At 65.6% G+C, this 12474-nt stretch carries 9 protein-coding genes and 1 tRNA gene; 3 read left to right on the forward strand and 7 right to left on the reverse strand.

Annotation, left to right across the window (positions count from 1 at the left end):
* Positions 1-2: 2 nt before the first annotated feature.
* From gltB to ACG3SL_RS19530, 6 genes are all read right to left on the reverse strand, one after another.
* On the reverse strand, positions 3-4544 hold the full coding sequence (gene gltB, locus ACG3SL_RS19505; protein WP_448662808.1) for a glutamate synthase large subunit: 4542 nt from the start codon (positions 4542-4544) through the stop codon (positions 3-5).
* Positions 4541-5281, reverse strand: coding sequence for a DUF2059 domain-containing protein (locus ACG3SL_RS19510; RefSeq protein ID WP_448662809.1), 741 nt, complete (start codon positions 5279-5281; stop codon positions 4541-4543). Before ACG3SL_RS19510 ends, gltB begins: the two co-directional genes overlap by 4 nt.
* 8 nt (positions 5282-5289) lie before the next feature.
* Positions 5290-5979 (reverse strand): DUF2059 domain-containing protein, encoded by a 690-nt coding sequence (locus ACG3SL_RS19515; protein WP_448662810.1) that lies wholly within the window; start codon positions 5977-5979, stop codon positions 5290-5292.
* A gap of 14 nt (positions 5980-5993) precedes the next feature.
* Positions 5994-7436 (reverse strand): NAD(P)-dependent oxidoreductase, encoded by a 1443-nt coding sequence (locus tag ACG3SL_RS19520; protein ID WP_448662811.1) that lies wholly within the window; start codon positions 7434-7436, stop codon positions 5994-5996.
* Positions 7437-7558: 122 nt separating this feature from the next.
* Entirely contained in the window at positions 7559-8365 is an 807-nt protein-coding gene (locus ACG3SL_RS19525; protein ID WP_448662812.1) for an undecaprenyl-diphosphate phosphatase, read from the reverse strand.
* A 30-nt stretch (positions 8366-8395) separates the two neighbouring features.
* Positions 8396-9322, reverse strand: coding sequence for a complex I NDUFA9 subunit family protein (locus ACG3SL_RS19530; protein ID WP_448662813.1), 927 nt, complete (start codon positions 9320-9322; stop codon positions 8396-8398).
* 186 nt (positions 9323-9508) lie between these two features.
* Here ACG3SL_RS19530 and ACG3SL_RS19535 point away from each other — a divergent pair.
* From ACG3SL_RS19535 to ACG3SL_RS19545, 3 genes are all read left to right on the forward strand, one after another.
* A tRNA-Leu gene (locus ACG3SL_RS19535) sits at positions 9509-9595 on the forward strand.
* Between the two features lie 227 nt (positions 9596-9822).
* The gene (locus ACG3SL_RS19540; RefSeq protein ID WP_448662814.1) at positions 9823-11097 is read left to right on the forward strand and encodes a tyrosine-type recombinase/integrase; all 1275 of its coding nucleotides are present in this window, start codon (positions 9823-9825) and stop codon (positions 11095-11097) included.
* 283 nt (positions 11098-11380) lie between these two features.
* Positions 11381-11740 carry a hypothetical protein gene (locus ACG3SL_RS19545; RefSeq protein ID WP_448662815.1) on the forward strand — a complete coding sequence of 120 codons (360 nt, stop codon included), beginning with the start codon at positions 11381-11383 and terminating at the stop codon, positions 11738-11740.
* A 5-nt stretch (positions 11741-11745) separates the two neighbouring features.
* Here ACG3SL_RS19545 and ACG3SL_RS19550 read toward each other — a convergent pair whose 3' ends face one another.
* Positions 11746-12384, reverse strand: coding sequence for a S1 family peptidase (locus tag ACG3SL_RS19550; RefSeq protein ID WP_448662816.1), 639 nt, complete (start codon positions 12382-12384; stop codon positions 11746-11748).
* Positions 12385-12474 lie beyond the last annotated feature (90 nt).

Consider the following 12474-nt stretch of genomic DNA (forward strand, 5'->3'; position numbering starts at 1 on the left):
GGCTATTCCGCCGCCACCGCCTCGACGCTGTCGTCGAGCGGATAGGGCAGCCGCGTCAGCATTTCGCGGGGCACGACTTGCCAGAAGCTGCCGACGACGCGGTCCCAATCCTCGATCAGGCTGCGCGACCATTTGCTGTCGGTCGCGTCCGCATGCGCTTCGACCAGCGCGCGCAGCTTGCCCTCCCAATGCGCGGAGGCGACGCGCTGCCAGGTGATGTTCTCCGGGTTGGCGCGGCGCTCGAAGCTGCCGTCCTCGTCATAGACGAACGCCATGCCGCCGGTCATGCCCGCGCCGAAGTTCATCCCCACCTTGCCCAGCACCACGGCAGTGCCGCCGGTCATGTATTCGCAGCCGTTCGCGCCGCAGCCCTCGACCACCACGTCGGCGCCCGAATTGCGCACCGCGAAGCGTTCGCCCGCCTGCCCCGCCGCGAACAGCCGGCCCGAGGTCGCGCCATAGAGCACGGTGTTGCCGATGATCGTGTTGTGCTGGCTCACCAGCGGCGAGCTGACCATCGGGCGCACGACGATGACGCCGCCCGACAGCCCCTTGCCGACATAGTCGTTGGCGTCGCCGAACACTTCCAGCGTGATCCCCTTGCACAGGAACGCGCCCAGCGACTGGCCCGCGCTGCCGCGCAGCCGGACCTGGACGTGATGGTCCTGGAGCGTCGACATGCCGAAGGTGCGGGTGACTTCGCTCGACAGCCGGGTGCCGACCGCGCGGTGCGTGTTGCGCACCGAATAGGTTAGCTGCATCTTTTCCCCGCGCGAGAACACGGCCTGCGCATCGCGGATCATCTGCGCATCCAGGCTGTCGGGTACTTCGTTGCGGAACGTGCTCAGGCTGAAGCGGCGCTCCGAATCATCGGCATCGACCTTGGCCAGGATCGGGTTGAGATCGAGATCGTCGAGATGCTCGGCGCCGCGGCTGACCTGGCGGAGCAGCTCGGTGCGCCCGACGATGTCGTGCAGCGTCCGGACGCCCAGCTTGGCAAGGATCTCGCGCACTTCCTCGGCGATGAAGGTCATCAGGTTGATGACCTTTTCGGGCGTGCCGACGAACTTGGCGCGCAGCTTCTCATCCTGGGTGCACACGCCCACGGGGCAGGTGTTCGAATGGCACTGGCGCACCATGATGCAGCCCATCGCGACGAGGCTGAGCGTGCCGATGCCGAATTCCTCGGCACCGAGGATTGCGGCGATGACGATGTCGCGCCCGGTCTTGAGCCCGCCATCGGTGCGCAGCGTCACGCGCCCGCGCAGGCCGTTGAGCGTCAGCGTCTGGTTGACTTCGGACAGCCCCATTTCCCACGGCGTGCCGGCGTACTTGACCGAGGTGACCGGCGATGCGCCGGTGCCGCCGACATGGCCCGCGATCAGGATGACGTCGGCATGCGCCTTTGCCACGCCCGCCGCGACGGTGCCGATGCCCGCCGAGCTGACCAGCTTGACGCACACCCGCGCGCGCGGATTGATCTGTTTGCAGTCATAGATGAGCTGCGCGAGATCCTCGATCGAATAGATGTCGTGGTGCGGCGGCGGCGAGATCAGCGTCACGCCCGGCGTCGCGTGGCGCAGCTTGGCGATGAACTCGGTGACCTTGAACCCGGGCAGCTGGCCGCCCTCGCCGGGCTTGGCGCCCTGGGCCACCTTGATTTCGATTTCGTCGCACGCGCCCAGATATTCGGCGGTCACGCCGAACCGGCCGGACGCGACCTGCTTGATGACCGAATTGGCGTTGTCGCCGTTTTCATACGGCTTGTAGCGGATGCGATCCTCGCCGCCCTCGCCCGACACCGCCTTGGCGCCGATACGGTTCATCGCGATCGCCAGCGTCTCGTGCGCCTCGGGGCTCAGTGCGCCCAGCGACATGCCCGGCGTGACGAAGCGCTTGCGGATTTCGGTTATCGCCTCGACCTGGTCGATCGGCACGCCTTCTGCGGGGAAGTTGAACTCCATCAGGTCGCGCAGATAGACCGGCGGCGTGTCGCGCACGCCGCGCGAAAAGGCGAGGTAGCTCGAATAGCTGTCGGTCGACACCGCCGTCTGGAGCAGGTGCATCAACTGCGCCGAATAGGCATGCGTCTCGCCGCCGAAGCGCTGCCGATAAAATCCGCCGATCGGCAGCGCCGCGACTGCGGGGTCCCAGGCGGCGTTGTGCCGCAGCATCGCCGAGAGGTGGAGCGAGGCATAGCCTTCGCCCGAAATCTTGGCGGGCATGCCGGGGAACAGATCGTTGACCAGCGCCCGGCTGAGCCCGACGGCTTCGAAGTTATAGCCGCCGCGATACGAACTGATGACCGCGATGCCCATCTTGGACAGGATCTTGAGCAGCCCCTCGTCGATCGCCTTGCGGTGGCGCTTGAGGCACTCCTCCAGGCTCAGGTCGCCGAACAGGCCGCGCGCCTGGCGATCAGCGATCGAGGCTTCGGCGAGATAGGCGTTCACCGTCGTCGCGCCGACGCCGATCAGCACCGCGTAATAATGCGTGTCGAGGCATTCGGCGGTACGGATGTTGACGCTGGCGTAGGAGCGCAGCCCCCGGCGGACGAGGTGCGTGTGCACCGCCGCTGCCGCCAGCACGCCGGCGATGGCGACGCGATCCGCGCTGACATGCTCGTCGGTCAGGAACAGCTCGGTACAGCCCGCGCGGACCGCCTGTTCGGCCTCATAGCGGATGCGCGCGATTGCGGCGCGCAGCGCGTCCGGCCCCTCGCCCGAGGCAAAGGTGCAGTCGATCTCGGCGCTCTGGCTGCCGAAATGCGCGCGCAGGCGGTGCCAGTCGGCGTTGGTCAGCACCGGGCTTTCCAGCACCAGCACCGGGCTCTTGCCGCCCTCGACATCGAGGATGTTCGCCAGGTTGCCGAAGCGGGTCTTGAGCGACATCACGTGGCGTTCGCGCAACGGATCGATCGGCGGGTTGGTGACCTGGCTGAAATTCTGGCGGAAGAACTGGCTGATCAGCCGGGGCTTGTCCGAAATCACCGCAAGCGGCGTATCGTCGCCCATCGATCCGATGGCTTCCTTCGACGTCTCGACCATCGGCGCGAGGATCAGTTCCATGTCCTCGAGCGTCATGCCCGCCGCGACCTGGCGCCGGGTCAGGTCGGCGCGGTCGTAATAGGCAGGCGCCGCTGCCGGCGCGGGCAGATCGTCGATGGCGAGGAATTCGCCGATCATCGCGGCATAGTCCGCCTCGCCGGCGATCTTGTCCTTGATCGCCATGTCGTCGAGCAGCACGCCTTGGTCGAGGTCGACTGCGATCATCTGGCCCGGCCCCAGCCGGCCCTTCGCCACGACGTTGGATTCGGAAACCTGGACCATGCCGGTCTCCGATCCGACGATCAGCAGCCCGTCGGCGGTCTGGGTATAGCGCAAGGGGCGCAGCGCGTTGCGGTCCATCCCCGCGACCGCCCAGCGGCCATCGGTCATCGCGAGCGCGGCGGGGCCGTCCCACGGCTCCATCACGCTGGCGAGGTACTTGTACATCGACAGATGCGCCTCGGGCGTCTCGTCGCCCATCGCCTCGGGCACCAGCATCAGCTTGGCCGTGGGCGCGTCGCGGCCCGCGCGGCAGATCGCCTCGAATACCGCATCCAGCGCCGCCGTGTCGGAGGCGCCGGCGGGGATCACCGGCTTGATGTCTTCGCTCTGCTCGCCGAACGCGATGCTCGCCATCTTGATCTCGTGGCTGCGCATCCAGTTCTTGTTGCCGCGGATCGTGTTGACTTCGCCGTTGTGCGCCAGGCAGCGGAACGGCTGCGCCAGCCACCATTGCGGGAAGGTGTTGGTCGAATAGCGCTGGTGAAAGATCGCGACGCGGCTCGTGAAGCGCTCGTCCTTGAGGTCCGGATAGAATTCGGACAGCGATTCGGCGAGGAACAGCCCCTTGTAGATGATCGAGCGGCACGACAGCGAGCAAACATAGAATCCGCCCACCTGCGCCTCGATCACGCGCTTTTCGATGCGGCGGCGGATCAGGTACAGGTTCTTTTCGAATTCGGCGGCGTCGACATCGTCGGGCATCGGCCCGGCGACCATGATCTGTTCGATCTCGGGCCGGGTGGCCTGCGCCTTGAGCCCGATGACGCGCACGTCCACCGGCACCTGGCGCCAGCCATAGATGGTATAGCCCGCGTCGATGATTTCGCTTTCCACGATCGTGCGGCACGTTTCCTGCGCGCCCAGATCGGTGCGCGGCAGGAAGATCATGCCCACCGCCAGCCGGTTCGGCCGCACGCGGTGGCCGCCCGCCGCAATGGCGTCGTCGAAGAAGCGCGCGGGCAAGTCGACATGGAGCCCGGCGCCGTCGCCGGTCTTGCCATCGGCGTCCACTGCGCCGCGATGCCACACTGCCTTCAGCGCATCGATCGCCGACTGGACCACGCGGCGCGACGGCTGCCCATCGGTCGCCGCGACCATGCCCACACCACAGGCATCGCCCTCGAACTCGGGGCGGTACATGCCTTCGCGGGCGAGGCGTTCATGCTCTGCGGTGGGGAAGCCGGTGGTCACGATCAATTGCTCCTGCTTCGTCATTCGTCTTCGCCCTGCGTCTCGAGGGTCTTGGGGTCGACACCCAGCAGCCGCGCGACCTTGGCGCGTTCGGCGGGCGTCAGGTCCTTGTTCTTGCGGGCGGGCGGGAAGTCCTTCTCCGTCACCTGCATCTTTTCGACAATGGCGGGCATCCGCTCCATCATCGTCGGAACCATCTTCTGCATCGCCTCGACCATTTCGGGGTCCATGCTCAGCGCCATCGACTGGTCCGCATAATGCGCCCCTGCCGGGGTGGTGAAGAAACGGTCCATCTCGGCGAGTTCCGCCGCCGTGAATTCGCGGGCATAGGCGCGCGACATCGCCTCGCGCAGCGAAGGCTCCATCTCGGTGCCGAGATCGGTCATCAGCGCGGTGAACAGGTCCATCATCCGATTGGTGCGGTCCTGCCAATGCGGGTCATAGATCGCCATGACCTCACCCAGCGTGCCGTCGCCCAGCTTGCTGGCCTCTGCTTCGTCCACGCCGGTCAGGCGGACGACCTGCTTGAGCGGCATGTCGCCCGCCGCGCCCATCATCCGTTCCATCATCTTGCGGAAGTTCTCGCCCAGCATCCGCTTGTAGATGCCGGCGGGCAACAGCTTGGCCACGACGCGCTGCGCCACGGCCAGCCGCGCGGGTTCGATCGGCGCGGGCGGGACCACAACGGTCACCACCGGCGCGGTCTGCGCGGCGGCGACAGCGGGCATCGCCAGCGCGGCGGCGGCGATCGCGAGACGCACCACCGCGCTCACTTCTTCTGCGCCAGATATTCGGCCGCCGCCTTGGTCGCGAGCAGCTTCATCGTCGCTTCGTTGTCGGCCACCAGCTTCGCCGCCCAGGCCTGGCTGGCCGCCGCGATTTGCGGGTTCACTTCCTGCATCTTCTTGGACGCGGGGCTGGCGCCGAACGCCATCAGCGCTGGGTAATCCTCGGGCTGGAGGTTCGCCATCACCGACTGGATCGCCGCCTGCTGCATCGCCGCCTGGTCCTGGGTCGGCTTGTCGGCCATCGTCTGATAGACCTGCGCGGTCAGCTTCTTCCCGACCGGGCTGGAAAAGAAGGTCAGCGTGTCGGCGATCTCGCCCGGCGTCATCGCGCGCGCGACGATGTCGATCAGCTGCCCGCGCAGCGTCGGCAGTTCGCGCCGCAGCACAGTGACGAAGGTCTCCCGCAACTTGCCCGAGACATAGGTCTTGAGCCCCGGATCGGTGGCGTACAGTGCGCCCGCCTGCGGATCGGCGGCGATTTCCTGTTCGATACCCACGTCGAACGCGCGGCTACCCATCCGGACCATCGCCTCTTCGCCGACGAGCAGCGCGATCAGCTTTTCCGCCTCGGGGCTGGGCGCCGGGGCGGGTGCGACGGGGGTATGGGCCGATGCCGCGAACGGGATCAGCGCGGTGGTGCCCAGCGCAAGGGCTGCAACCAGATGCTTCATGTTTCGCCGTCCTCTCAGGCCGCGCGGACAGCCGCGTCCGCGCGCGCGCGCATCCAGGCATGCATGTGCGCCGCGACATCGCGACCGTCGCGAATCGCCCAGACGACGAGACTCGCGCCGCGCACAATATCGCCCGCCGCGAACACGCCGTCGAGGCTGGTCATCATCGTCTTGCCGTCCGCGCGCACCGTTCCCCAGCGCGTCACGCCCAGTTCCTCGGCCCCGAACAGCCGGGGCAGGTCCTCCGCCTCGAAGCCCAGCGCCTTGATCACCAGATCGGCGGGCAAGTGGAACGAACTGCCCGGATCAAGCTCGGGCGCGCGGCGGCCAGAGGCATCCGCCGCGCCCAGCCGCATCCGTGCAGCGCGCACGCCGGTGACGGTGTCGCCGCCATCGAACGCCTCGGGCGCGGAGAGCCAGACGAACTCGACGCCCTCTTCCTCCGCATTGGCCACTTCGCGCTGCGATCCGGGCATGTTCGCGCGGTCGCGGCGGTACAGGCACTTCACCGACGTGGCGCCCTGGCGGATCGCGGTGCGAACGCAATCCATCGCGGTGTCGCCGCCGCCGATGACGACGACGTTCTTACCGGCGGCATCCAGGCTGCCATCGTCGAACGCGGGGACGGCATCGCCAAAGCCCTTGCGGTTCGACGCAGTGAGGTAATCCAGTGCCTCGACCACGCCCTGCGCACCGACGCCGGGAGCCTTGATCGCCCGCGCCTTGTACACGCCGGTCGCGATCAGGATCGTGTCGTGGCGGGCGCGCAGCTCGTCCAGCGTCGCGTCGCGGCCAACCTCGAACCCGGTGTGGAAGACGATGCCCGCTTCCTCCAGCCGCGCCACGCGGCGCATCACGATGTGCTTCTCCAGCTTGAAGCCGGGAATGCCATAGGTCAGCAGCCCGCCGGCGCGATCGTGGCGGTCATAGATATGGACGTCATAGCCCATGGTGCGCAGATATTCGGCAGCCGAAAGCCCGGCGGGCCCCGCGCCGATCACGCCGACCGACTGGCCGCGCGCCGCGCCGACCTGCACCGGCTCGACCCAGCCCTCGGCCCATGCGGTGTCGGTGATGAACTTCTCGACCGAACCGATCGTCACGGCACCATGGCCGGAGAATTCGATGACGCAGTTACCCTCGCACAGCCGGTCCTGCGGACAGATGCGGCCGCAGATCTCGGGCATGGTCGACGTGCTGTTCGACAGCGCATAGGCTTCGCGCAGCCGCCCCTCTGCGGTTAACCGCAGCCAGTCGGGGATATGATTGTGCAGCGGGCAATGCACCGAGCAATAGGGCACGCCGCATTGCGAACAGCGCCCGGCCTGCGCTTCCGCATCGGGCACGGCATAGCGCTCCGCGATTTCCTGGAAATCCTCGGCGCGGAGGTCGGCGGGGCGCTTGTCCGGGTAGGATTGCCCGCGAACCACGAATTTGAGCATTGCATCGTCTGCCATGGGCGCCCCTTACCGCAGGGGCACCACAGACAAAAGACAGCATTACTTACCTATATATCGTTTCGGTCGCCAAAAGAGCGAAAATCAGGACGAAATGGCAAATTAAAAGGTCCGATTCGGCCTTATCGCATCCCCAGCCACACCAGCGCCGCCGTGCCCGCGACGATTCGATACCAGGCGAACGGCGTGAAGCCGTGCTTGCTGATGATCCCGACGAACCATTTGATGACCAGGATCGCCACCAGGAACGACACGACAAAGCCGACCGCCACTTCGGTCCAGCCGACCCGGCCCGTGGTGAGCGTGTCGCTGTTCTTCGCAAGTTCGAGCAGCGTCGCGCCGAGCATCGTGGGGATCGCGAGGAAGAAGCTGAACTCCGCCGCCGTGCGCCGCTCGACCCCGAGCGAAAGCGCGCCCAGGATCGTCGCGCCCGAACGGCTGACGCCGGGGATCATCGCAATGCACTGAATGAAACCGATGCCGATCACGCGCACCAGCGGGATTTCCGCGATGCCGACGATGTCGGCGCGCTTTACCAGCCGCTCGATCACCAGGATCGCGACGCCGCCGACGATCAGCGCCACCGCCACCACGCGCGGGCTGCCCAGCAGCGCCTCGATATAATGGTGGAGCGCCAGACCGATGACGGCGGCGGGAATGAACGCGATCAGCAGGTTGCGCACGAAGCGCAGCGACACCGGGTTGCGCTGGAGCAACCCCGCCGCCACCGCCCAGAAGGTGCGCCAGTACAGCACCACCACCGCCAGGATCGCGCCCAGCTGGATGATGACGTTGAACATCGCCCATTGCGCGGCGTCATAGCCGAGCAGCTCGCTGGCCAGGATCAGGTGGCCGGTGGACGATACCGGCAGGAATTCGGTGACGCCCTCGACGATCCCGAGCAGGATCGCGACCAGAATCTCGGTCATGCAGTGCTTCCTTCAGCGCGGGCGCAGGGTTCAGGCGACGCCGCGCTTGGCAAAGCGGCCATTGCGGCGGAAGCGCACGAGCCAGGACGGCGCGACTGCCGACAGCGGCGTGGCGGGGATTCCTAACGCGGCGAGCCCTTCTGCGCCCGCAGGCACGACATTGTCGTGCTGGAGCATCCGCCACTGGTCCTTGGTGATCGGCGTGCCGGGCAGCGATGCGAGCAGCGATCCCACCGAATCGGGGAGTTCGAGCAACGCCGGCTTGCGCCCGATCGCCGCCGCGATCCAGCGATGGAGTTCGCCCATGCTGATGATGTCGGGGCCGCCCAGGCTGAACGTCTTGCCCCCGAAGCGCTCAGGATCGGCGACCGCCGCCGCCACGGCCTGCGCCGCATCGGCGACATAGACCGGCTGGAACTTCACGCCCGCGCGCAGCACCGGGACCACCGGCGCAGCGGCGATCATGGTGGCGAAGCGGTTCACGAACGCATCCTCGCGCCCGAAGATGATCGAGGGGCGCAGGATCGTGGCGTTCGGGAACGTCGCCAGGACGGCCTGTTCACCCTCGCCCTTCGACCGGCCATAGGCCGAATCGGATGCGGGATCGGCGCCGATCGCCGAGACATGGACCAGCGCCGATGCGCCCGCCTGTGCCGCGGCCGCCGCGACGGTGCGCGCGCCATCGACATGCGCCGCCTGGAAATTGCCGGCCAGGATGCCGACCAGGTTGACCACCGCATCCGCGCCATCGACCGCGCGGGCGATCGTATCGGGCATCGTCACGTCGGCCGCCACGAACTGCGTCTGGCCCAGCCCGCCCTGCGGCTTCAGGAAAAACGCGTCGCGCGGCCGCCGCTGGGCGATGCGCACCCGCGCGCCGGTGCGCAGCAATTCCTGCGCGACATAGCGGCCAAAAAATCCGCCGCCGCCGATGAGCGTTACCAGCTTGTCCTTCATGCCTGCCTCTTGCGCCTGGATACTTGCCCCACCCCATGCCGCGCACACACGCAAACGGCAAGCACCCAGAAGCCCGCCGCCACTACCCCGGCCCCGCCACCGCCAAGCCACCGGGCACAACAGATTTTCTGCGCAAGCGTGTTGACACCCCCGAATCCCCCCCGTAAAGCCCGCCGCCTACCCCGTGCCCAGATGGCGGAATTGGTAGACGCACCAGCTTCAGGTGCTGGCGATCGCAAGGTCGTGGAGGTTCGAGTCCTCTTCTGGGCACCATTTTCCTGTCTCACAGGATCCCAGGACCTCGACGAAAACGGCAGAAATCTGCCATTTTCGCTGGGTTCTGTCCGAGACGATCCTAGCAGGTTTCAGTCGATCCCAGGGGCCATATGGGCCACCATCCGGGCCTAATATGGCCCGGGAAAAATGATGGCCCGGTGGGCCATTTCGACTGAAAGATGGGCGCCATCCGAACAGAACCGATCGAATCGGGAGTTTGGGTTATGGCTTTGAAAGACATGGAAATTCGCGCCCTCCAGCCAAGGGATCGCATTTACAAGAAAGCTGACGAGCGCGGCCTATATATCGAGGTGCATCCGAGCGGCTCGAAACTCTGGCGCTTTAAGTACGGCTATCTCGGCAAGGACAAGCGGCTGGCCTTGGGACGCTACCCGGAGGTCACTCTTGCGGAAGCCAGACAGAAGCAGGACGAGGCGCGGCAGAAGCTGCGCGATGGCGTAGATCCGCTCGCCGAACGCAAGCGCGCCAAGCTCATGGCCCACTATAAAGCGGCGAATACCTTCGGCGACGTGGCCCGGGAGTATATCCAGAAAATGATCGCCGAGGGCCGCGCGACCTCCACGACTTCCAAAGCCGATTGGTTACTGGAACAGCTTCAGCCACTTTGCGGACAGCCAATTGCCGATCTGAAGCCGATCGACGTTCTCGCTGCGCTCAAACGCCTCGAGGCGAAGGGCAAGCTCGAGACCGCGCGGCGCTGCCGGTCCTTTGCCGGCCGCGTGTTTCGCTATGGCGTGGCGACCGGGAGGGCCGAGAACGACCCTACCCCTGTCCTGCGTGGGGCATTGATCACGCCCAAGACCACGCACCATGCGGCGATTCTCGATCCAGCGGCGTTTGGGGAATTGTTGCGGGCAATCGAAGCCTATCCCGGCCACCGGATAACCAGGCTCGCGGCCCAGGTATCGCCTCATCTGATGGCCCGCCCCGGGGAGATCAGGCAGGCGGTATGGCCCGAGATCGACTTCGAGAATTCCGTGTGGCGGATACCTGCGACTAGGATGAAGATGCGGCGGCCGCACAACATTCCGCTGTCGCGGCAGGTGAAGGCGATGCTTGAGGAGCTGTTCGAACTGACTGGTCCTGACGGCTTCATCTTTCCGGCATTCCATACCTCTCATCGACCGCTCAGCGAGAATACCGTCAATCAGGCGTTCCGGCGCATGGGTTACGCGGCTGGTGAAGTGACGGCGCACGGCCTGCGGACGACCGCTTCGACCCTGTTGAACGAAAGCGGCAAGTGGAGTCCGGATGCGATCGAGCGTTCGCTAGCACACGCCGACAAGGATGCGGTGCGTGGCACCTATAATCGCGGCGCCTATTGGAATGAGCGGGTAGCCATGCACCAATGGTGGAGTGACTATCTCGACGAGCTGCGTGACGGCCCGTTTGGAAAGCATGCAGGAGCGGCGCCGGTGCCTTGTCGAGATAGCGCTCGAAGCACGATCGGCAAGTTGGCTAGCAAGAGTGGCAAGTGAGAAGAATGACCGGGTCCGTGGTCACTCACCAGAATGACCTGCGGGTGAGCGGTACCAAGCTCCTTGGCGCCTGCGAGACTAAGGGCGATCGATAGATCATCGCCCACTCCGCGCCAAAGGGCTTGGAACTGGGCGGGGAACTCGATCCATACTGGAGTCGCACCTGCTCGCGAACGGTGAGTCCGAAATGGTTTCAGCGGTGCTTGGCAATCCGAGCCTAAGCCGGGATTATCGCGCGGCTGGATACGGTGCTCAATGTGCGCGTGAGACCGGGGGAAAAGTAGTGATTAGGTTCATTGTCGTCGTTCGAGAGACCGGGCGCCTGAAGCCCGATTATTCACTTGGATTCGAAGCGCCCGAGCTGCCGCGTGAAGGCGATTATCTGTCGATCCAGCGGCCCGATAAGCGCCGGCCATATAGCGAGGACATGATCGTGAGGAGGGTGTGGTGGCGCCTCTTTCACCCAGAGACAGGCGGCATGGAGGGCGATCCCAAGACCGGCGGGGTCGAGGAGATATTCGTGGAATGCGAGCCGGCGATCGGCCCCTATTCAAGCGATCAGTGGCGAGACGGTCATGCGAGCGCGCCTGAGTTCGAGGTCGAGCGGTTTTCGGTTCGTGAGTCCGATCTCGGAGCCAGCTAGGTTGGTTAGCGCGGGAGCACATCCTTAATCCAGGTAACGGAAGCCGCCTGACCGGTCTGGCCGTCAAACCCGATCGTCATGCCGGCAAGTTTGCCAGCCGCAGTGAGCACTGGCCCGCCCGAAAAGCCTTCTGACGGCGGAGGACTGAAAAGAAGCAACCCGTCCTTTTCGCCCAGTGCCTGAGCTCTTAGAGATCGACTCGGCCGATGGGGCCATGGATTGTCCGCGGTCGGGTGGCCCCGAACCACCAGGGACATGCCCTTTTTGCCGGCCTTACCCGCCGCGATGTCGAAAACTTGATATTCGGGCAAGCCTCGGGCGAACTCCTTCGACACAGGATAGGCGAGAAAGTCATGCATTTGGCCGCTCGCCTGATACCAGTGCCTAAAGATCGGAGCGCGAACCGCGCCCGTTATTTGAAAGAGCGGGAGGTCAATCGACCCGCTGCCTTCGGCGCGCACCAGGATCAGTTTCTCAGGCCACCTGGTCCAATCGTTATGCTGCGGCACTCCGATCGGCACATGTGCAGCCGTAAGGAGCCAATATCCCCCTTTCAGCTTCGCCAAAAAACCAGATCCCGCCACGTGCTTATCGGCGGTTCCCGGTAATATCGAAGTGGTCAGAGGGATCGCTGCTTCGGTCATACGGCGGACATAGCAGCGCTCAGCGATGTTTGGAATCGAAGCAGGGCGAATAGCCGCGCCCGTCACCGGAGCAGCGCGAGATCGAATCGT

The organism is Sphingomonas degradans, assembly GCF_053502645.1.

Excerpts from the sequence above, each read along its gene's own strand:
- ACG3SL_RS19530 (WP_448662813.1), bottom strand. The coding sequence starts at position 9,322 with ATGAAGGACAAGCTGGTAACGCTCATCGGCGGCGGCGGATTTTTTGGC.
- ACG3SL_RS19520 (WP_448662811.1), bottom strand. The coding sequence starts at position 7,436 with ATGGCAGACGATGCAATGCTCAAATTCGTGGTTCGCGGGCAATCCTAC.
- ACG3SL_RS19515 (WP_448662810.1), bottom strand. The coding sequence starts at position 5,979 with ATGAAGCATCTGGTTGCAGCCCTTGCGCTGGGCACCACCGCGCTGATC.
- ACG3SL_RS19540 (WP_448662814.1), top strand. The coding sequence starts at position 9,823 with ATGGCTTTGAAAGACATGGAAATTCGCGCCCTCCAGCCAAGGGATCGC.
- ACG3SL_RS19550 (WP_448662816.1), bottom strand. The coding sequence starts at position 12,384 with ATGACCGAAGCAGCGATCCCTCTGACCACTTCGATATTACCGGGAACC.
- gltB (WP_448662808.1), bottom strand. The coding sequence starts at position 4,544 with ATGACGAAGCAGGAGCAATTGATCGTGACCACCGGCTTCCCCACCGCA.
- ACG3SL_RS19525 (WP_448662812.1), bottom strand. The coding sequence starts at position 8,365 with ATGACCGAGATTCTGGTCGCGATCCTGCTCGGGATCGTCGAGGGCGTC.